Source organism: Corynebacterium silvaticum, from assembly GCF_002162115.2.
In the GTDB taxonomy this organism is placed as follows: Bacteria; Actinomycetota; Actinomycetes; order Mycobacteriales; family Mycobacteriaceae; genus Corynebacterium; species Corynebacterium silvaticum.
Genome location: NZ_CP021417.2, coordinates 1,573,023 through 1,593,081, shown reverse-complemented (window position 1 = coordinate 1,593,081; position 20,059 = coordinate 1,573,023). Strand labels below are relative to the sequence as shown.

General features: G+C 52.9%; 18 protein-coding genes. 12 read left to right on the top strand and 6 right to left on the bottom strand.

What is annotated here, in order from left to right:
* Window positions 1-27: 27 nt before the first annotated feature.
* The 3 genes from CBE74_RS19865 to CBE74_RS19855 all read right to left on the bottom strand — a co-directional run bounded on the left by CBE74_RS19865 (window position 28) and on the right by CBE74_RS19855 (window position 3,911).
* Window positions 28-966 (bottom strand): hypothetical protein, encoded by a 939-nt coding sequence (locus CBE74_RS19865; protein WP_087454173.1) that lies wholly within the window; start codon window positions 964-966, stop codon window positions 28-30.
* Between the two features lie 281 nt (window positions 967-1,247).
* Window positions 1,248-2,639: a mycothione reductase gene (gene mtr, locus CBE74_RS19860; RefSeq protein ID WP_087454172.1), complete on the bottom strand. Its 1,392-nt coding sequence runs from the start codon at window positions 2,637-2,639 to the stop codon at window positions 1,248-1,250.
* A 279-nt stretch (window positions 2,640-2,918) separates the two neighbouring features.
* The gene (locus CBE74_RS19855) at window positions 2,919-3,911 is read right to left on the bottom strand and encodes an alpha/beta hydrolase (RefSeq protein ID WP_087454171.1); all 993 of its coding nucleotides are present in this window, start codon (window positions 3,909-3,911) and stop codon (window positions 2,919-2,921) included.
* Between the two features lie 721 nt (window positions 3,912-4,632).
* On the opposite strand from CBE74_RS19855, the gene mqo reads away from it, so the two are divergent.
* The 7 genes from mqo to CBE74_RS19820 all read left to right on the top strand — a co-directional run bounded on the left by mqo (window position 4,633) and on the right by CBE74_RS19820 (window position 11,886).
* Entirely contained in the window at window positions 4,633-6,132 is a 1,500-nt protein-coding gene (gene mqo, locus CBE74_RS19850) for a malate dehydrogenase (quinone) (protein ID WP_087454170.1), read from the top strand.
* Between the two features lie 111 nt (window positions 6,133-6,243).
* Window positions 6,244-7,338, top strand: a complete 1,095-nt coding sequence (locus CBE74_RS19845; RefSeq protein ID WP_087454169.1) for a magnesium chelatase ATPase subunit I — start codon at window positions 6,244-6,246, stop codon at window positions 7,336-7,338.
* Entirely contained in the window at window positions 7,283-8,095 is an 813-nt protein-coding gene (locus CBE74_RS19840) for a vWA domain-containing protein (RefSeq protein ID WP_216605259.1), read from the top strand. Before CBE74_RS19845 ends, CBE74_RS19840 begins: the two co-directional genes overlap by 56 nt.
* Before the next feature lie 96 nt (window positions 8,096-8,191).
* Window positions 8,192-8,812, top strand: a complete 621-nt coding sequence (cobO, locus tag CBE74_RS19835) for a cob(I)yrinic acid a,c-diamide adenosyltransferase (protein WP_087454167.1) — start codon at window positions 8,192-8,194, stop codon at window positions 8,810-8,812.
* The gene (locus tag CBE74_RS19830) at window positions 8,806-10,179 is read left to right on the top strand and encodes a cobyrinic acid a,c-diamide synthase CobB (RefSeq protein ID WP_087454166.1); all 1,374 of its coding nucleotides are present in this window, start codon (window positions 8,806-8,808) and stop codon (window positions 10,177-10,179) included. Before cobO ends, CBE74_RS19830 begins: the two co-directional genes overlap by 7 nt.
* Window positions 10,166-10,714 carry a methylated-DNA--[protein]-cysteine S-methyltransferase gene (locus tag CBE74_RS19825; RefSeq protein ID WP_087454165.1) on the top strand — a complete coding sequence of 183 codons (549 nt, stop codon included), beginning with the start codon at window positions 10,166-10,168 and terminating at the stop codon, window positions 10,712-10,714. The genes CBE74_RS19830 and CBE74_RS19825 overlap by 14 nt, the downstream gene beginning before the upstream one ends.
* 56 nt (window positions 10,715-10,770) lie before the next feature.
* Entirely contained in the window at window positions 10,771-11,886 is a 1,116-nt protein-coding gene (locus CBE74_RS19820) for a GTP-binding protein (RefSeq protein WP_087454164.1), read from the top strand.
* 27 nt (window positions 11,887-11,913) lie between these two features.
* Here the strand turns inward: CBE74_RS19820 and CBE74_RS19815 are convergent, their stop codons facing one another.
* Window positions 11,914-13,290: a protein adenylyltransferase SelO family protein gene (locus tag CBE74_RS19815; RefSeq protein WP_087454909.1), complete on the bottom strand. Its 1,377-nt coding sequence runs from the start codon at window positions 13,288-13,290 to the stop codon at window positions 11,914-11,916.
* Between the two features lie 94 nt (window positions 13,291-13,384).
* Here CBE74_RS19815 and cobA point away from each other — a divergent pair, with 94 nt between their 5' ends.
* The gene (gene cobA / locus CBE74_RS19810) at window positions 13,385-14,152 is read left to right on the top strand and encodes a uroporphyrinogen-III C-methyltransferase (RefSeq protein WP_087454163.1); all 768 of its coding nucleotides are present in this window, start codon (window positions 13,385-13,387) and stop codon (window positions 14,150-14,152) included.
* Window positions 14,153-14,219: 67 nt separating this feature from the next.
* Here the strand turns inward: cobA and yaaA are convergent, their stop codons facing one another.
* On the bottom strand, window positions 14,220-14,957 hold the full coding sequence (gene yaaA, locus CBE74_RS19805; protein WP_087454908.1) for a peroxide stress protein YaaA: 738 nt from the start codon (window positions 14,955-14,957) through the stop codon (window positions 14,220-14,222).
* 32 nt (window positions 14,958-14,989) lie between these two features.
* Between yaaA and CBE74_RS19800 the strand changes: the two genes are divergently transcribed.
* Window positions 14,990-16,747, top strand: a complete 1,758-nt coding sequence (locus CBE74_RS19800) for a proline--tRNA ligase (protein WP_087454162.1) — start codon at window positions 14,990-14,992, stop codon at window positions 16,745-16,747.
* A 74-nt stretch (window positions 16,748-16,821) separates the two neighbouring features.
* Here the strand turns inward: CBE74_RS19800 and CBE74_RS19795 are convergent, their stop codons facing one another.
* Window positions 16,822-17,751, bottom strand: a complete 930-nt coding sequence (locus CBE74_RS19795; protein WP_087454907.1) for a DUF4439 domain-containing protein — start codon at window positions 17,749-17,751, stop codon at window positions 16,822-16,824.
* A gap of 58 nt (window positions 17,752-17,809) precedes the next feature.
* Between CBE74_RS19795 and rimP the strand changes: the two genes are divergently transcribed.
* The 3 genes from rimP (at window position 17,810) to CBE74_RS19780 (ending at window position 20,008) form a co-directional block, all read left to right on the top strand.
* Window positions 17,810-18,364, top strand: a complete 555-nt coding sequence (gene rimP, locus CBE74_RS19790) for a ribosome maturation factor RimP (protein WP_087454161.1) — start codon at window positions 17,810-17,812, stop codon at window positions 18,362-18,364.
* A complete protein-coding gene (gene nusA / locus CBE74_RS19785; RefSeq protein ID WP_087454160.1) occupies window positions 18,361-19,359 on the top strand; it encodes a transcription termination factor NusA in 999 nt (332 codons plus the stop codon). Before rimP ends, nusA begins: the two co-directional genes overlap by 4 nt.
* Window positions 19,360-19,633: 274 nt before the next feature.
* On the top strand, window positions 19,634-20,008 hold the full coding sequence (locus CBE74_RS19780; RefSeq protein ID WP_087454159.1) for a YlxR family protein: 375 nt from the start codon (window positions 19,634-19,636) through the stop codon (window positions 20,006-20,008).
* Window positions 20,009-20,059: the final 51 nt, after the last annotated feature.

Here is a 20,059-nt window from a genome sequence, read left to right as displayed (position 1 = left end):
CATACATCAAAAGCTACCGTGACATTGTTATGCGGCCTGGATTTCTTGGCGGGAGTCCTCGATCTCGGATGGAGTAACTCCGCGTGATACTGAGGTCTCCAACCCTGGACGATATGCGGCAGCTTTGCTTTCTGCTCGAACATGATGGCCAGGTAACAACATGGCCGACATGATGCTAAGAAGGCAGCAACCGGCATAACTTAGCGTGAGAACATTCGCGTTGAGTGCTATTCCCGTGATGATGTGCACGCAGAAAAAAAGTTGCACTACGCCTAAAACGGCTGCTGCAGTGACCAACAAGAGAACGGAAACATTATTACGTAAAGACGTACGCAAGAGCCACGCTATCGACGCAATAAGGGCTGCCAGGGTAAGCAGCACCAGTGTCAAAGACAAGACCGCTGGGTACCCGGAGGCAGTAGAAAATTTCCCAGAAATAGAAAGCCATGCGTTGATCAGTGGTAAAAGCACCACAACTGTTGAAACCCAGCGTAATCGGGGCGGAAAGAACAACAGGCTGCCGATAAAAATTGCTAGGCCAGCGGAAGGCATTGCGATAGTGACCAAAATGATGTTGAGGTGCGCATACAAGGCGCTAGGAAAAACGCGGGAAAATACGATCAACATGCCCGTCGCCAAAATGACAAAGCTAGGCACAGCGATGAGAAAAGAGGAGAGAAAGCACTGTGATTTTCTGGAAAACGAATTTCTTATTGTGCGAGGAGCGCCTGGACTATTGACGAGGGCGACAAGCGCAGCAGCTGCCCCCGCTGCCATACTCATAGCCAACACGATTGCTGTGACGCGACTGTCGCGCATCGTCGCAGAAGCGAGCGTAGCTAGAGCAATACAAATGGCAGTGGACATGCTTACGACGGCACACCGAAGCCTACGAACCTGAGCAGTAGACCAGTGCGATGGAGTCTGATTGTGCAGAATAGCGGTCTTACGGTCGTATAAGCTCATATACCCTCGTGATCCATTGGTCTTTCGGCATGACATTTCCTCATGAAAGATGGCGCTAAGACCATGCTTCCATCGAGCCACAGAATGATGAAAGACTGCATCGGAAGATGAAGACGTCGACAAGCTTTCTGTGGAGTGTGTCTCATAGATTACGCTTCTGGGCTGAAATGTGGGCGAGCGCACGCCGAGGTGGAGCGCAAAATATGGGAGAAAGCAATAAAAGTCGCACATGACCAAAGTGGTAACACCTGCGACTTTTAGGTTAAGCCTCTGCTAAAGGCCTAAGAGAAATCAAGACCTAGGAGAGCATTTTCCGTTAATTCCGGAAGCGCTGGATGGATCCAGTATTGCTTGGTGGCTACGTCACGGACGTCAAGCTTAAAGGCCATAACAGTAATGAGCTGCTGCGCTAGCGTAGAAGCCTGTGGGCCGATAAAGTGCGCACCCAGCAACATCCCGGTATCTTTGTCCGCGATGAGCTTTGCAAAGTGCTCGGTGTCTTCCATCGCCCAACCATAGGCAACATCGCCATAGTTCTGGATCTTGACCGTGATGTTGTATCCGGCGGCGCGAGCTTCATCTTCCGTCAAACCAACCGTGCCGATTTGTGGATGGGTAAAGACCGCAGCAGGAACATTCTCATGGGGCATGGGCTGGAGATCTTCTGGGTGCACAAGATTGTGTTTTACTGCCCGCATTTCAGCATTGGCCACGTGCTTAAGCAAGTATGGGGAAGACACATCGCCCAAAGCCCAAACATCGGGAGCCGTTGTGCGTCCGTACTGATCAACCTTGATTCGGCGACCGTCCATTTCTACGCCAGCTTTGTCCAGATCCATGAGGTCGCCATTGGGGATTCGGCCGGTGGCTACCAGGAAGACTTCGCCTTCTGCGGTGGATCCATCATCCAGAGTGAGAGTAACCACGCCATCGTTTTCCGTGATGGAGTCGATGGTGCGTCCCAGCCTGCAATCCAGTTTTTCCTTGGTGATCTCAGTGAATCGATCAGAAATATCGGAATCAAGCTGACGCAGGAGTTTCTCGGATCGGTTTACCACAGTAACTTTTACTCCGAGAGCATCAAAGACATGGGCAAACTCCATGGCGATGTAGCCGCCGCCCATAACCACCATGGACGCAGGCAAGGACTCCAAACGCATGATGTTCTCGTTGGTGTAATAGCGCACGCCTGAATCAATGACTTTTTGATCGATAAACGGGCGAGAACCGGTAGCGATGACAATACGGTCACCAGAAATGATTGCTTCCTCGGAGCCCTGACCGGTGCGTATGGTTTTCGGTGCTATGAAAGACGCATGCTGGTCGTAGACATCGATGTTGGGAGTCTTGGGGCCGCGTCGATACTCTTCACCCGAGGCGGATATAGGGTCGATGCGGTCACGGAAAACTCGGTTGACAATAGACGGCCAATCCACAGCGGACACCTCAGCTGAAATGCCGTAGCGTTCAGACTCGCGTACCGCTAAAGCGATCTCAGAAGCGTACACAAACATTTTGGTTGGTATGCAGCCAACATTGAGGCAGGTTCCGCCAAAGGCGCCTTTTTCTACTATCGCAATGGACTTATCATGAAACTCAGGTCCAGGAATGGAATTCCCGGATCCCGTTCCGATAATGATCAAGTCGTAGTGTTTGTGGGCCTGCTCGCTCAAGGATTACTCGCTTTCTTAAAAAGTGACGCATGAGGTGATGTGTTAAGGACTGGCTATCTCTATGAGAAATAGCGTAAAATTGGCAAACGCAAAAGGTAAAAGGGCTACTCTTTTTGCCTTGTCGGATGCGTGCGTCTTAAAGTTCAACGCACCATAGCGTCAGCACATTCCCTCAGACATAAGAAATATTAATGAAAAACCTTTAATATTCCATATACTGCATCCGGGGCGGCGGTGCGTGGAAGGGAGCATGTTTTGATGTATCGGTACTTTAGTGGCCTAAGAATTCTCGGGATTTAACCATCGGTCACATGCCTGGAATACATGGGTAAGCGCGGCATGGCTCGATAGGAAGACATCATGTTTTGCTCCTGGAATGGCTTGAACCGTGACCTGTTGAGAAAGGTGGGGTCCCCACTGGTTGATGTGCTCTACGTTGATCACTGCATCGGCGTGGGCGGCCAGTGGCAGTGCCGATGCCGAGGAATCCGAGCTCAAGCACAGCAATGGAATGCCACAATCTATACGGCCTTGGTGGATAAGCCGTTGCGCCTTGTCGACGGCCGAGACCCAACCGACAAATTTTTTGTGGCCTCCAAAAGGTTTCCACTGAAGGTTGTAATCCCATTCGCCTTCGCCATGAACATGCAAACTTTTTCCGTAAACAGAGAATGATTTTGTCTTCAGTGCGACGCGCGGGCGGATTTTAGCGGTCATGGTAATGATAGGGCGAGCGATCCTGACGATGGGAGCAGGGGCCATCATGCTCAGCCAGGGGCTATTTAAAATCGCGCTGGGAAATCGGGCATGAGCGAGAGGGTTGGACACCCTCAGATAATTAAGCCAATGGCATGCGATCAATCCACCTGTGGAGTGTGCGATGGGGACGATCGTGGGATGCGTTTGCAACAGGGCTTGAGCTGCAATATCGAGTTCTTGAAAATAAATATTGAGGTGGGATGCGTAGTGCCATGTCTGGCCTTCGCGGTGTGACCTGCCACATTTCCTCAGGTCCAATGCGTAGACCGCAAAGCCTTGGGCGTAAAAGTGCTCTGCGACATGGCGGTGAAAAAAGTAGTCCGTCATGCCGTGTACAAAGAGCAAAGCGGGGCGTTGGTTGTACTGGTCTAGGGTGTTTTGGTCAGGGAGATGGCGCACGAGGCTGCCAAAAATCTCGCCCTCGTTGCCCTCTGAGGTTGGGTCGTCACCGAGACTGAACGTGGCGCATTGATAGTCGCGTCCGAGTATGTCGGTGTCCCAGTGAAGCTTCATGCTTATGACTTTAGATCGGATAATGCAGTGGGTGGGAGATGAAAGCGTGCAATATTACACAGTGGAGTGCAGTATGGAGAGTGTTACATCACTAGGAGCTTAACTTCTTTCGTTTTCTGGAATTGAGATATTGGCGCACGGTCACATTGAGGTCTGCGAGCGGATGTGAGGGACTGGGTAGGGTTTATTAAGGGGTGTTTGACGGGTTTTTCTAGTGAGAAAAAGCGCACAGGATTTGCATGAGGGGTATTCGCGATTTTGCTAAAGGAAAGCTGTTTGGGAGTGGGCCTGCCCATTTGCGTTTTGTGGATATGACAGCAATCCCGTTTATCGTGGACGGGTGTGCAAACTAGGGGTATTCGGGGGTGGGGAAATACTGTTTTGCGGGTGTATTTCATTGATGTATGCTCTCTTTTTCTTACCCCCAGTGGATCAGGCGTAAGCTGTTTTCTAGTGAACTGAAGAAATTCGGCCGGACTGATTTTTTGAGCTGGCTACTTAAGCTGTTGGACAGTGGATTTTATCGTTACCGTCTTCGGCTTTTGTTGACTGTCAGGGATAATGTTCTGATGGTTACGCGATGCGGATGTTGCTCTTCTGCGTCGCATCGAGAGCTCAGTTTCTCATGGTGTTAAGGCGCCGTGGTTATGAGTCATGCTGTTTTTCTAGTTCATGAACAATCCGGGAAATGCGGAAACGTAAAACTCAAGGAAGATTGAATATGGCAGATTCCACCAACGCGCAACGCGTCACGGACGAAGTAGACGTTGCCCTGATCGGTGGCGGCATCATGAGTGCCACCCTTGGTGCTATGCTCCGCACACTTGAACCTAGCTGGTCTCAGGTCCTCTTTGAGCGTCTCGACGCACCTGCTCAAGAGTCATCCTCGCCGTGGAACAACGCAGGAACAGGGCACTCGGCTCTGTGTGAGCTGAACTACACGCCGGAAGTGAACGGGCGTATTGAAATCAATAAAGCTCTGGGCGTAAATGAAAAGTTCCAAGTTTCTCGCCAGTTCTGGTCTTATCAAATTAACCAAGGGGTTCTTCCGAATCCTCGCGAGTGGATTAACCCTGTACCTCACGTTTCCTTTGCTCGCGGTGAATCGCAGGTTAACTATTTGAAGAAGCGTTACGACGCTCTAGCTAACCACCCGTTGTTCCCCAACATGCAGTACACGGACGACCGCAGCGTGTTCAATGACATGCTGCCGCTGATGGCTGATGGCCGCAGTGAATTTGAGAAGGTCGCAATTTCCTGGACTGATGCTGGCACAGATATTAACTACGGATCTCAAACTCGCCAGTTCCTCAAAGCAGCCGAGGCGAATGGCACCAATATCCGTTATGGTCACGAGGTCAAAGACATTACTCGTGATGGCGGTAAGTGGAAGATCAAAGTCAAAAACGTTCATACCGGTGATATTCAGGTCATTCGTGCGAACTTTGTCTTCGTCGGCGCTGGTGGGATGGCACTCCCTCTGCTCCAAAAGTCTGGTATCACGGAAATACGCGGTTGGGGCGGTTTCCCTGTGTCGGGTCAGTGGCTGCGCTGTACCAACCAAGAAATCATAGAGCAGCATTCGGCGAAAGTTTATGGCAAAGCATCCATCGGTGCGCCTCCGATGTCGGTACCGCACTTGGATACCCGAGTCATTGATGGGGAAAAAGGCTTGCTGTTTGGCCCTTATGCAGGCTGGACCCCAAAGTTCTTAAAGAAGGGCTCGTACTTCGACCTTGTTAAGTCGATCCGTCCGACAAACTTGATGTCTTATCTAGGCGTTGGTGCTCAAGAATTTGGCCTGACCAAGTACCTCATTACTGAGGTACTCAAGGATCAATCTGCTCGGATGGAGTCTCTGCGCGAGTACATGCCTAATGCTCGTGATGAAGACTGGGAGCTGATTACAGCAGGTCAGCGTGTGCAGGCTATCGAGCCTGTTGTGGGACCGCGATTCTCTTCTTTGGCTTTTGGTACTTCCCTCATTAACTCCGCTGATGGCTCTATCGCTGGCATCCTTGGCGCGTCGCCAGGCGCCTCTATCGCGCCAGCCGCAATGTTGGAGCTGCTTGAGCGCTGCTTTGGTCAGCGCATGGTCGAGTGGGGCGACAAGATTAAAGAAATGATTCCTTCCTACGGGATTAAGCTTGCTACAGATAAGCGACTATTTGAAGAGATTTGGGATTATACCCAGACAACGTTGCAGCTTGATCACGATTAAGCGGTCAGTTTTCAGCGTTGGGTAGGCCTTGATCTTGAAACGATTCCTAGTGGTGCTTTAATGAAAAGGCACTGCTAGGTTTTGTTATTTTCTAGGAGAAATTGAAGCACTATGGGCACTGGTGGACGTACGTTGTATCCGTTTTCGGCAGTTGTAGGGCAGGATCGATTAAGACTTGCACTCATTTTGTGTGCGATTTCTCCGCGTATTGGTGGTGTGATCATCCGTGGGGAAAAGGGAACAGCGAAGACGACCACGGTGCGAGCTTTTGCCAGTTTGTTGGGAGACGCTCCGTTAGTGGACCTTCCCATCGGGGCCACGGAGGATCGAGTTGTGGGCTCCCTTGATATGGAAACGATCTTGACCACGGGAAAAGCTCACTACAATCCCGGTTTGCTTAGCCAAGCAGACGGCGGAGTGCTGTATGTCGATGAGGTAAACCTGCTTGCAGATCACCTGGTTGATTCTCTCTTAGATGCGGCAGCGACAGGGCAGGTTACAGTCGAACGAGACGGTATTTCGCATTCTTCTCCTGCCAATTTTGTGCTTGTGGGGACCATGAATCCGGAGGAGGGGGAACTGCGTCCGCAGCTTCTTGATCGTTTTGGTTTGGCCGTCGATGTCGTGGCTTCCAAAGAGGTTGAGGTGCGCGCAGAGATCATGCGGCGTCGGCTTGCATTTGAATCGAGTCCACAATCTTTTGTTGAATCATGGGCACAGGAGGACGCATCAACGGCGCAGCTGATACACGAGGCGAAGCAACGAGTGCAGCAGCTGCAGCTTTCCGACGTTAACCTGAGCCGGATTGCGCATCTTTGTGCGGCATTTGATGTTGATGGGATGAGGGCCGATCTGGTTATTGCTCGAACTGCGCTAGCCCACGCTGCCTGGCGTGGGGCCTCGACGGTGGAAGATGAGGATATTCGCATAGCTGCAGAGTTGGCTTTGCCACATCGTCGTCGCAGAGACCCATTCGATGAACCTGGCTTAGCTCAGGACCAGCTGGATCAGGAAATGGACAATGCTCAGGAACAGCATCCAGATGTGGAAGACAATGCGGAAAGTAACTCGGAAGAGCCCCAGGGCGAGACAAACCAGAATGAGATAGAAGAAAAATCTTCGGAGGCGCAGTCGGAACAGCCCACCAGTGATGGTCAGGAGGAACGCGCTACTACTGGCGCTCCCTTTCGTCCCACGGGTGTTTAAGCGCAAAGGCATAGGTGAACAGGGAGTTCCAGGACGGCGCTCGAAAGCATATTCCTCGCATGGCGCAGATGTGCGCCCAGTGCGTTTTGGACATGGCTTGAATCTTGTGGGGACCGTTTTCGCGGCGGCTGATCGCGGGGCGCGATTGGAAGGAAAGATGATCGACTTCCGGCCAGAGGATTTGAGAGGGTCCTTAAGACGGGGGACGGAATCAAACCTGATTATTTTTGTCGTTGATGCTTCCGGCTCTATGGCCGCTCGGGATCGCTTGGCTTCAGTTACAGGTGCAGTCCTATCGATGCTTCGGGATGCGTATCAGCGTCGGGACAAAGTAGCCGTGGTGTCCGTGCGCGGCAGTGCCCCTGAGCTGGTGTTGCCTCCTACTGGCTCAATTGATGTTGCAGTGCGTCGTTTGCACAATGTAGTGACGGGTGGCCGGACTCCGTTGGGCGAGGGGCTTTTGATTGCCCATGATGTGATTCGTCGTGAGCATGTGAAAGAACCTGGTCGCCGCGCTCTTCTCGTCGTATTGTCAGATGGCCGTGCCACTGGAGCTTCTGGTTTGGCGGGATCGAGATCCGCAGCTCGCCTCATCGCCCGTCATGGTTTAGCTGGCTCAGTGGTGATCGATTGCGAGAAACCTGGGCGCGTGCGCCTGGGGTTGGCTCAGGAGTTGGCGTCTCACCTGGAAGGCATATGTATTCAGCTCAAGGAGGTGAATGCAGATTCCGTAGCTGGAGTCATCGACGCGGTGTGAGCGAGATACTTGGGAAAAGTGCGTGAGATGTCAGTCCGGACAAGTAGAATCGATGTGTCTTCCGATATCGATTCAAGCAAGGAAGGAGATCTTCTTATGCCTCAGGGGAAAGTAGATCCCGCGTCCATACCCGATGATGGTTTAACCACGCGTCAGCGCCGCATGCTGCCTGTTACTGCCGTTCATACTGGGCAAGGTAAAGGAAAATCGACGGCTGCCTTCGGGATGGCTATGCGCGCTTGGAACCAGGGGATGAATGTAGGCGTTTTTCAGTTCGTCAAGTCTGCTAAGTGGAAAGTTGGCGAAGAAGCCATCTTTAGGCAACTGGGTAAGCTGCATGAAGATTCTGGCATAGGCGGAGTCGTAGAATGGCACAAAATGGGGGAGGGCTGGTCGTGGACAAAGAAGCAGGGTTCTGATGATGACCATGCCCGCGATGCCCATGATGGTTGGGTTGATATCAAACGTCGGATAGCTGCGCAAGAGCATGATTTTTATGTTCTTGATGAGTTCACATATCCCATCAAATGGGGATGGATCGATGTAGATGACGTTGTAGAGACTCTGAAGAACCGTCCTGGCACTCAGCATATTGTGATAACCGGGCGTGATGCGGATCCGAAGCTTGTCGAGGTAGCCGATCTTGTTACTGAGATGACAAAAATAAAGCATCCGATGGATGTAGGACGTAAAGGTCAAAAAGGCATCGAATGGTAACTGCAGTACCAGGGGTTGTGATAGCTGCAACCTCGTCCGGGTCGGGTAAAACAACTATTGCGACGGGTTTGATGGCTGCGTTGGCTCAGCGCATGGTAGTTGCCCCGTTTAAAGTCGGACCCGATTATATTGATACGGGTTACCACGGGATGGCCGCAGGCCGGGTGGGTCGAAACCTAGATTCTGTCATGTGCGGCCGAGCTGCTTTGGGACCTCTCTACGCACATGGTGCGCAAGGAGCAGACATTGCGGTGGTGGAGGGGGTTATGGGGCTTTTCGACGGCCGCATAACCGAAGGCTCAAATACCGCGGATGCTCGCGCTCAGGGGTCTACCGCAGAAATTGCTGCTGAACTGGGTCTTCCCGTCATTTTGGTCGTTGATGTTCGTGGAATGAGCCAGTCTGTGGGGGCTGTGGTCCATGGATTTGCCACTGCCGATGATGCCGTGCGGGTAGCCGGTGTGATTTTGAATAAAGTTGGTACTGATCGGCACGCTGCGGTGTGTCGGGAATCGGTAGAAGCTGTGGGGATCCCAGTTTTGGGGGCGATCCCTCGGGTCGATGATGCAGAGGTTCCCTCGCGCCACCTGGGTCTGGTCACGTCTACGGAGCTTGTTCAGGCTCGTTCCGTTGTTGCCGAGATGGCTGCAATGGTAGAACAATATGTTGATCTTGATTCTTTGATTTCCCTTGCGCGCTGCACTTTTACGGGAGCTGCGTGGGATCCCGTGGTTGCAGTGGGGGATCGCGTCAGTGCTTCATATAGTCCACGAATCGCGTTGGCCGGTGGACCTGCATTTTCCTTTACGTATGCGGAGCACGTAGAGCTTTTGGAAGCCGCAGGGGCGGAGGTTCTTGCCTTTGATCCGCTGATTGATGATCTGCCGGATTGCGATGGTCTCATCATTCCGGGAGGTTTCCCGGAGGAATATTGTGAAGTACTGGCAAAGAGGGAAGACCTGCAGCACAGTATCGTAAGTCGCATTGAACAAGGCATGTCAGTTCATGCTGAGTGTGCGGGACTTTTGTGGCTGCTAGATACTCTCGACGGGCACCGGATGCTCGGAGTTATTTCTGCACAGGCGGCGATGAGGCGTCGCCTTACGCTGGGATATCGAGATGCCGTGGCACTGAGTGATTCGGTGATGTACCGTGCTGGCGAGCGCGTCACTGGACACGAATTCCATCATACGGCGCTGGTCAAAGCAGATGCTTCTGGTTGGGAGTCTGCATGGGGATGGCATACCTGGGACGGTGTGGCGGCACGTGAGGGGTTTGTCCACGGTAATGTCCATGCTAGTTATCTCCACGTTCACCCAGCGTCCGTACCGCGGGCAGTGAGAAGGTTTGTTGATGCCTGCCAGTGAAAAGCCACAGGCGTTGACCCTAACAACGCCTGATGGGCCCTTGAGCATCATAGGACATGATGGTTTTGTGCTGGCTAGTGGCTGGACTGAAGATATTGCGGCGCTGGCCTCTTTGGTGCACAAGGAGTTCGCACTGGGGCCCGTAGGGCAGGGAATTGATCATGTGGAGCTTGATGCTGCGCATGCCGTGTTGTGTGATGCGAGCGTGGCAGTCTCTGCTTATTACTCAGGGGAGGTAGACGCGGTGAAGCAAATTCCTGTCAAGCAACACTCGGGGCCGTTCCGCATGCGAGCATGGGATGTTTTACGGGAGGTCCGGCCTGGGGAAACTCTTACGTATACCGAGTATGCGATTCGATGCGGCAATGAAAAGGCTGCGCGAGCTGCTGCTAGTGCGTGTGCTATGAATGCTGCTGCGTTGTTTGTGCCTTGCCATCGTATTGTGCGTAGTGACGGAACCCTCGGCGGTTTCCGCTATGGCATCACGATAAAAGAGAGTCTCTTGAACCGGGAGTCCCCACATTTCATCGAATGAGGACCTGGCGGGGTAGTGGCTTGCGGAAGCTAGATGAAAAAGGTATTCATTAGTGAATGTCTTTCTCATCTACTCCAGTCACAGTGCTATCCGGATTTCTCGGCTCGGGGAAAACCACCCTTCTCAATGACCTGCTAGGAAATCGCGAGGGTCGCAAAATTGCGGTGATCGTTAACGATTTCTCTGAAATAAACATCGACGCAGCCCTCATTGCAGGAGAGGGACACCTGGAACGTGGCGAGGACCGATTTATTGAACTCACCAACGGTTGCATTTGTTGTACCCTGCGCGATGATCTTGTGGAATCAGTGGGGTCACTAGCTAGGTCGGGGCAGTACGACCACATCGTGATCGAATCAACGGGTATATCGGAACCCATGCCCGTTGCGGCTACGTTTGAATGGGAATGGGAAGACGGAACCCGCTTGGCGGATGTTGCTCCGATTGACACGATGGCAACGCTTGTCGACGCCACCCAGTTCCTGGACTACATGTCCAAAAAGACCTACCTGGTAGATCGCGACTTGGGAGCTACCCCGGAAGACGATCGTACAATCGCCGACCTACTGGTAGACCAGGTAGAATTCGCGGACCGGATCTATGTGACTAAAGCCGATCTGGTGCCCACAGAACACTACGAGGCGACTGTGGCTTTGGTGCGCAGAATGAACCCGCGCGCGAGCGTCGAAAAGCTTATCGACGGCCGCGTCATTCCAGAAAAAGGCGAGCCGCGATCAGCAATTTCTGATGTGTTGGGAGCCATGGCCTATGACGAAGCCACAGCTCGGACGTATCAGGGGTACATGGATGAGCTGACTAATCCGCACACTCCTGAGACAGAAGAATATGGGATTAGCTCTGTGGTTTTCCGTGGCGATAGGCCTTTTGATCGCGAGCGATTGATCCAGGCGCTGCATTCAATTTCCGGACTCGTGCGCTCCAAGGGGCACTGTTGGGTCTCGGATCGGATTGATATGGTTCAAGTGTGGCACCAAGCAGGGCCGGACCTGCGCATCGTCCCCGCGGGCTATTGGCAGCAGGCAGGCCTCGAACCGAGCAATGAGATCGTCCTTATCGGAGTGCATTTTGACCGCGAGGATGCGGTGCGCAAACTCAGCCAGGCAATGCTTAATGATACGGAAACAATGCTGCTCCTAGCTCAGCGGACTTAGCTTGGAGAACCCGGTACCCTCGGCGCGCTACGTGCCACAGTAGGTGATATAAGGGGCAGCGTCTTGAGGAGCAGGCTGTTCAAGATCTTCACTACCGTCGAGGCGGTCAAAAGGTGCGGTCGTGGCTGCAAAGAGCCGATGGAAATGCGAGAGATCCCCGCGTTCAGCATGCAACAACGCTTCCTCTACGAGGTGATTTCTGGGAATGTACACCGGATTGTGCGGGGGTACGGCTCCGCACATGTCACGGGTAGTACACCAGTCGCGCGCCCAGGGGAATTTTTGCTGTGTCGTACCATCGCTCAAACTTCGTAGGAAAGTCGTGAGATCCGCTGTATGGCGAGTCAGCAACTCCGGCAAAGCATCGAGAAGCTTTTCTGCACCAGCGTTATCGGGATCTACTCCTACCGCCTGACCCATTTCCGCCAACCACGCAGCGCGGTAGTGGGAAGCGAAACTATCGATTTCTTCCCTCGCTGACTCCATTCCGATGAACGGAAGGAGTGTCTCGGCCATCCGAGCAAGATTCCATCCAGCTATGGCAGGCTGCTGACCATAGGCGTAGCGTCCGCCCTGATCAATGCTGGAAAATACCGTTTGAGGATCGAAAGTATCCATAAAGGCGCAAGGGCCAAAATCGATACTATACCCACTCAACGTGGTGTTATCTGTATTCATCACACCATGGACAAACCCGAATCGCATCCACTGCGCGACTAAGCGAGCCTGTGACAGGACCGCCTGATGCAAAAGCTCTCGCGCGTTTTCCAGCTCATTGTCGCTAGGTTGAGCTAGGATCCGATGGCTCGCATAGCGCACGGTATCGCGAAGAATCTCGGGACCGCTGATCGCCGCAAACTGTAGCGTTCCCACCCGCAAATGATGAGGAGTGACTCGAACGAGGACGGCTCCCGGCTGGGGACGTCCCCTCATCACGGTTTCACCGGTTGTGAACACAGCTAACGATCTACTACTAGGCACACCGAGCGCGTGGAGAGATTCAGAAATGAGATATTCGCGCAGCATAGGCCCGAGGACGGCCCGGCCATCGCCCCCTCTAGAAAAATCTGTTGGGCCCGAACCCTTAAGGTGAACGTCGTAAAGCAAAGGCGCACCAGATGCCTCCCCGCAGAGGTGGCGATCTGCGCGTAGCTCTCCGACTAGCAACGTCCGACCGTCACCGAGCAGTGGGACAAAATTACCAAACTGGTGCCCAGAGTACGCTTGCGCATGCCCATCGGCATGGAATAGATCACATATATTTTCTCGCGTGATACCCAGCGCTGCTCCCACCTCATCATTAAAAACAACCAGCTGAGGATCAGGCCACTCACCAGAACGGTGAGCGACCGCAAGGCCGGGGAGTTGTTCTGCAAAGGTATGAAGAAACGTGGGATACGACATAGCTACTACCGTAGCGCGGATTCCCACCTATGATCTTTCCCTTATAGGGAACCCAAATAGGACTAAGCGCACTCACTGTTTAAACTTGTTCTTCATGACTTCCCAGCAGAATCAATGGCAGGCCCCAGTCTCACTTATCGGCGGTGGCCCAGGAGCATGGGACCTGATTACTGTCAGAGGGATGCGTCGGCTGCAAACAGTGGACGTAATTTTGGCGGATCATTTAGGCCCGGCGTCGGAGCTGGATAAGCTTTGCGACGTTGCCACGAAAGAAATCATCGACGTATCCAAGCTCCCATACGGTAGGCAAGTAGCCCAGTCGAAAATCAACGAGCTACTCATCCATCACGCACAGTTAGGAAAAAGAGTCGCTCGACTTAAAGGCGGCGACCCATACATCTTTGGCCGAGGCTTTGAAGAACTACAGGTTTGTGCAGCACAGGGGATTGCCTGCGAAGTCATCCCCGGAGTAACAAGCGCCGTTTCCGTACCAGCGCTGGCCGGTGTTCCCATCACCCAACGAGGCCTTGTACACAGCTTTACCGTGGTCTCTGGGCACGTGCCACCGCATCACCCGGAGTCTCTCAACAACTGGGATGCGCTAGCACAAACACAAGGAACCCTGAGTGTGATCATGGGAGTGAAAAACGCACCAGCCATTGCCGACGCGCTTATCTACGGCGGCCGGCCAGCCTCCACTCCCGTGGCGATAATCCAAGAAGGCGCGACGGAACAACAGCGCTCCTATAAATGCACGCTGGGAACCCTGGCCAGTACCATGCGTACACAGGAGATTAAGCCACCCGCCGTATACGTCATCGGAGAAGTCGCTGGACTAGACGCACAACCAGCACATACGTAAAAACACGCAGATATGAAAAGACGAGAGGGCGCTTCAAATTGAGGTGCCCCCTCGTGTAAGTGCCAGATCAGTTCCGAACCTCAAAAGTCAATTCTGTTGCTCCGGTCTGCTCTATTGCTAAACCAGCTTTTTGGGCGACCTTTTCTACCTCCTCAGTAGAGGAAGGGTGCGCATCACTGAGCACCAACACTCGCGCTAACTCACCTTTGTAATGCTTATTAAAATGGCTGATGACTTTTCGCACCCCATTAGGTTGCACCGACTCCACGCGCACCGTAGTCGCGCCGGGAACTTTCCCCAACTGCTGATAGGTGCCAGAGCGCAGATCCACGATAAAGTCGTCAGTATCACTTAACGCTGTGGTAATTGCTGAACCCCAGCGTTTTTTCATTGTTGGGATTGTTCCATCTGCGCTGGGGACTTTACTAGATCCAGATAGCCGGTATCGCGGGATAGGGTCTGAAGCCCCTATGACGCCAAACAACGCTGACCCGATAGCAAGGCGTGACCATGCAGAAGGCGGAAGAGTAGGCGCGTCGAGGGCGTCGTAAAGCACACCGGTATAGCGCAGTAGCGCTGGCATCGTAGGCGCACGAAGCAGCTCTGTATTAGCTACAACTTCTTCCCGAAGCTTCTCGCTTAATTTCAATAGTGTTAGGGCTTGATCGGGGGATAGTGAGCTCAGATCCTTAGAGATGGATTCCCTTATCGGGTTCAACGAGGGGAAGGATAAAGCATCCATATTGAGTGGAGCATCATCACCGCCGATGGCTTTAGTCTCTGAAGGAGGTAACACAATGAGCATGTCCATAACCCTAGCGGGTATATTTCTTACTCATGATCACACGTCTTTCCACGCTCTTCCTGCGCACCCTGCGCGAAGATCCCGCAGATGCTGAAGTTCCTAGCCACAAGCTGCTAGTTCGTGCCGGATACATTCGCAGAGCTGCACCAGGTGTTTACACGTGGCTGCCCTTAGGGCTGCGCACACTCAAAAAGATCGAAAATATTGTGCGCGAGGAGATGGATGGAATTGGAGCTCAAGAGCTACTTTTCCCAGCGTTGTTGCCCCGCGAGCCCTACCAGACAACTAACCGGTGGACTGAATACGGCGACTCACTTTTCCGACTCAAAGATCGCAAGGGTGCAGACTACCTTTTGGGCCCCACCCATGAGGAGATGTTTGCCGGAGCAGTGAAAGACATGTACTCGTCGTACAAGGATTTCCCCGTCATCCTCTACCAAATCCAAACCAAGTACCGGGATGAAGAGCGCCCACGCGCTGGTATTCTTCGTGGCCGCGAATTTGTGATGAAGGATTCCTACTCCTTCGATATGACAGATGACGGACTTGAGTCCTCATATCAGCGCCACCGGGGCGCATATCAGCGCATCCTTGATCGCCTAGGTGTTGAGTATGCGATCTGCTCTGCGACGTCTGGTGCGATGGGTGGGTCTGCTTCCGAAGAATTCCTTGCAATCAGCGAAAACGGTGAGGACACCTTTGTGCGCGCTACGCAGGGTGACTACGCCGCTAACGTGGAAGCCGTGATCACGCAGCCTGGCGTCGAACGCTCCCTTGAAGGGCTGCCTGAAGCTATGGAGTACGACACCCCTGCCTCTGAAACCATTGAGTCCTTAGTGGCATGGGCACAGACCGCTGGTATCACGGTTGAAGGCCGTGAGGTTGCGGCCTCGGATACTCTGAAATGCATCGTCGTGAAAATTACAGAACCCGGTGCTGAGGACCATGAGCTTGCCGGCATTCTGCTTCCAGGAGACCGTGAAGTAGACATGAAGCGCCTGGAAGCTTCGCTAGAGCCTGCAGCGGTAGAACTTGCTACTGAGGCAGATTTCAAGGCGAACCCCTTCCTCGTGAAAGGCTACGTTGGCCCTCGCGCATTGATCGCACATGGTGTTAAGCTTTTTGCTGATCCTCGTGTGGTCACCGGAACCTCATGGATTACTGGTGCAGACGCTGATCAACGCCATGTAGTTAACCTCACCGTTGGTCGTGACTTTGAGGTGGAAAACTACATCGAGGCTGCCGAAGTTCGTGAGGGCGATCCAGCGCCAGAAGGTCAGGGCACGCTCACCCCGGCTCGCGGTATAGAGGTCGGGCATATTTTCCAGCTTGGACGTAAATATACCGAGGCCTTTGACATGCAGATCCTTGATGAAAACGGCAAGCGGGCGATCCCCACAATGGGATCCTATGGCATCGGTGTCTCGCGACTCATGGCGGTGCTTGCCGAGCAGCGTCATGATGAGAAGGGACTTAATTGGCCCATTGAGGTTGCGCCTTTTGCTGTTCACGTGGTCGTGGCAAACAAAGATGCGGCAGCCATCGAGGCCGGGGATACGTTGGTTTCTGAGCTCGACGCAGCGGGCATCGAAGTGCTTTTCGACGACCGCCCTAAGGTAAGCCCTGGCGTGAAATTCAAGGATGCGGAGCTGCTAGGAATGCCGTATGTGGTAGTCCTGGGTAGGTCTTTTAAAGAAGGAAAAGTTGAGCTGCGCGTCCGCGGTAAAGAAGCTGTGGAAATTCCAGCTGCTGAAGCTACTGCACAGATTATCGATATGATCGGTGCTTAAGAGCGCTCTTAGGGGCCGGAAACCTTTGTGGTCTAACCACCCCTAAAAACGACTGCGTGCCCCCGTCGTGAGTGTCACTGGCGGGGGCACGCAGTCGTTTTTAGCGTGCTGGTCGGGGCTGTGGGAGCGCCAACCGCGGTCTGGGCTGCAAAGGCTAAAGCTAGTTCTTTCCAAGAAGTGGTTTTAGCTGCAGCGGCCGTAGCAATCCAATAATCTGTGGTGTCTTTGCGCAGGGCCTCAATGTAGTCGGCAGTACTTTGGGCATCAAAAGGCTGTTGGTACTTTTTCAACTCATAAGCAGACTCAGGTTTGGGGAACTCCCCAGTGGGCGCGAGGCTGCTTTGTAGGATGCTGATGCGATTTTGATGGGTGTCAATGGAATCGTTGACGGCTTGCTTGAGTAGGCCACTAGCAGATGCGGTGGCAATGCCCAGGCCATAGACGATGGAATATTCCCAGGCGAGGGCGTCTCGTGCCGCATCTGCGTCGATTTTAATGTCGGAAGACTTAAGTTTTTTATTCACCGAGGGGTCGAACAGTGCTCCTCCCGTAGTCGGTGCTGCTGCCCCTACCGATACGAGATCAACAAGTTGGTTGGCAGCGAGCAGCATAGATCCCTCTGGCAGATCGCCAGCGCTAGACACGAGCTCTTGAGCTGCTGCTGTAGCTGCATCTACGGGACTGCTGTTGCTATCGAAATCAAGGTGCGCTTTTTCTATAGCGGAATCTAGAGCCGAGTCGTCACAAGAAGAGGGGAGCGTACCGTCATTTTTGTGTCCGCACACGCGTTGGATCTCTGTGCGTAGTTCGGCAAGGCCGGCGCGTCGAAGCGCGGCATAGGGAGCGTCACTGCTATCAAATACTTTTGCCTCCGTGGAGGCTCGCGCTGCTAGGCGCGTCAGTGTGGTGTCTGGCGCGGGATGCGGAGTAAGGCTGCATGCACTAAGCATGCCGCCGGAAACCACTACGGCCAATAGGAATCGAGATGCTGCAGAACGAGTCACAAAAGGAAAGTGTACTTCCATACTCGGATGCCTTTGTGCGTCGGCTACGATAACGGGCATGGCATTTCCCTCTACCGAAGTCTTAACCGAGCTCATAACGCCGATCGCAGTGGCGCATAACATGGATCTTGAACACATCCGAGTCAACCGCGCAGGCAAGAAAACGCTTGTCGCAGTGTCCTTGGATTCTGAAAACCGGCCGGATTTGGATCAGCTGGAAGTAGTATCCACAGCTATCTCTGAGCTTTTCGACGCCCAAGAAGCTTCTGGTGCCTTAAGCTTTGGCCCGGGATACACGCTGGAGGTCGGTACTCCTGGAGTGGACGTGCCCCTTACCAAAGCACGTCAGTGGCGGAGAAATCGTCACCGCTTGGTCGCCCTTGACATTGAAGGAAAGAAATCGATCGAGCGGATTGGGGCAGTAAGTGATGATGAAACTCGAGTGATCGTGGTTAAGCGACAGGGGAAAAAGATCTCGGTTCGTTCGATTGAATTGGGAGAAAATACTCAAGCAGTGGTAGAAATTGAGTTCGCGAAGCCCGCAGAAGCGGAGCTTGAGTTCACGCAACTAGATTTTGATGCCGCCTTGGCTTTGGAAGAGGAAAACAAGTGAATATTGATATCCACGCACTTAAGCTCATTGAGTCCGAGCGGAAAGTTCCTGTAGAGGAATTGATTGAGACGATCGCTCGTGCGCTTCTTTTCTCCTACCGCGAGTTTAAAGACACCAACGTTGAAGAAAACACTCGTGCTCGCGTGGACATTAGTGCCACCACAGGGCTTGTCTCTGTCATTGTTTCTGAGCTCGATGAAGAGGGCAACGTTGTTTCTGAATATGACGACACACCCGCTAACTTTGGTCGTGTCGGCGCGCAGGCGGTTCGCGATGCAATCAAAAAGCGTTTGCGTGAGGCAGAAACCTGGAAAGCCTATGATGCATATAGCGAGTACGAAGGACGCGTAGTTTCTGGCATTGTTCAGGCAGACGCATATGCAAACGAGCGAGGAATTATCGTTGTTCACCTGGGAACTGAGGCTGAGGGGCAGGACGGCATCCTCATACCTGCTGAGCAAATTCCTGGTGAAAAACTAGTTCACGGCAACCGCGTAAAGTGCTACGTCGTAAGAGTGAACCGTACTCCGTGTAACCTTCAGATTAATTTGTCTCGTACCCACCCTGAGCTGGTGCGCAGACTCTTTGAGCTGGAGATTCCTGAAGTTGCTGACGGATCGGTAGAGATTATCAGCATTGCGCGCGAGGCTGGGCACCGTTCCAAGGTGGCTGTCCGTGCGAATGTTAAAGGCCTGAATGCCAAAGGTGCGTGCATCGGGCCTCGTGGCCAGCGAGTGAACAACATCATGAACGAGCTGAGCGGAGAAAAGATTGACATCATTGATTTTGATGAAGATCCGGCAAAGTACGTGGGTAACGCCCTTGCGCCGTCCAAGGTTGTGCACGTAGAGATCACTGATCTTGAGGCTCAAGCTGCTAAGGTCACGGTGCCTGATTACCAGCTTTCCTTGGCCATTGGTAAAGAAGGGCAAAATGCTCGTTTGGCTGCACGCCTAACAGGTTGGAAGATCGATATCCGTTCTGACGCTAGCTAGTCCTTTATATCGCTCCTTGAACTGCGATAGATGATGAATCTATACGGCAGTAAGAGGGGCGTTTTTATTCCTGCAGCCTGAAAATATGCCGGGTTCACTTCCCGATAAAGACGGCAAAGCGGAATTATTTGGTGTTTGACGTTTCCAACTTCATCTTTGTGGAGAATATGGCGTACACTACTTAACGGCCCATCTGCAGCTTGTGTGATGGACACTAGAACGGTGTTGAGCACAAGCAAAAGACAATATGAGATGTGAAGCGAAAAGGAGACGAATGCCAGCGGCTTTGTATGGTGACTCCCCCGGAGGAGATCTTTCTAAGCCTACGCGGACGCGTATCCGTACCTGCATCGCTACCAAAGAATCGCAACCCGCTGAGCAACTTCTTCGCGTTGTTTTGCGCAAGCAAGATGATGTAGCAGGGGAATCGCATCATTCTGTTTATTCGGTGATTGCTGACCCACGTAAGCGTCTGACAGGACGCGGAGCATGGATCGCGCCTACCATCGATGCACTGGAGCTAGCTGAAAAGCGCCGAGCATTCGCTCGCGCGTTAAGGGTGTCTGCGGAAGTAGACACAGGTCATGTACGAGAGTACCTAGCAGCGCTTGGCGCTGGACCCGACATTACAAGGAAGACCGAACATTGATGAGCATACGATGAAGCATCAGCGATGAACGTCAAAGTAACTTAGGTAGGA

Coding starts and splice junctions, on each gene's coding strand:
- CBE74_RS19855 (WP_087454171.1), bottom strand. CDS start 3,911: ATGAAGCTTCACTGGGACACCGACATACTCGGACGCGACTATCAATGC.
- CBE74_RS19780 (WP_087454159.1), top strand. CDS start 19,634: ATGCCAGCGGCTTTGTATGGTGACTCCCCCGGAGGAGATCTTTCTAAG.
- cobO (WP_087454167.1), top strand. CDS start 8,192: ATGCCTCAGGGGAAAGTAGATCCCGCGTCCATACCCGATGATGGTTTA.
- rimP (WP_087454161.1), top strand. CDS start 17,810: ATGGCATTTCCCTCTACCGAAGTCTTAACCGAGCTCATAACGCCGATC.
- CBE74_RS19845 (WP_087454169.1), top strand. CDS start 6,244: ATGGGCACTGGTGGACGTACGTTGTATCCGTTTTCGGCAGTTGTAGGG.
- cobA (WP_087454163.1), top strand. CDS start 13,385: ATGACTTCCCAGCAGAATCAATGGCAGGCCCCAGTCTCACTTATCGGC.
- CBE74_RS19815 (WP_087454909.1), bottom strand. CDS start 13,290: ATGTCGTATCCCACGTTTCTTCATACCTTTGCAGAACAACTCCCCGGC.
- CBE74_RS19830 (WP_087454166.1), top strand. CDS start 8,806: ATGGTAACTGCAGTACCAGGGGTTGTGATAGCTGCAACCTCGTCCGGG.
- CBE74_RS19840 (WP_216605259.1), top strand. CDS start 7,283: ATGGTCAGGAGGAACGCGCTACTACTGGCGCTCCCTTTCGTCCCACGG.
- mqo (WP_087454170.1), top strand. CDS start 4,633: ATGGCAGATTCCACCAACGCGCAACGCGTCACGGACGAAGTAGACGTT.
- CBE74_RS19800 (WP_087454162.1), top strand. CDS start 14,990: ATGATCACACGTCTTTCCACGCTCTTCCTGCGCACCCTGCGCGAAGAT.
- CBE74_RS19820 (WP_087454164.1), top strand. CDS start 10,771: ATGTCTTTCTCATCTACTCCAGTCACAGTGCTATCCGGATTTCTCGGC.
- CBE74_RS19825 (WP_087454165.1), top strand. CDS start 10,166: ATGCCTGCCAGTGAAAAGCCACAGGCGTTGACCCTAACAACGCCTGAT.
- yaaA (WP_087454908.1), bottom strand. CDS start 14,957: ATGCTCATTGTGTTACCTCCTTCAGAGACTAAAGCCATCGGCGGTGAT.
- CBE74_RS19865 (WP_087454173.1), bottom strand. CDS start 966: ATGAGCTTATACGACCGTAAGACCGCTATTCTGCACAATCAGACTCCA.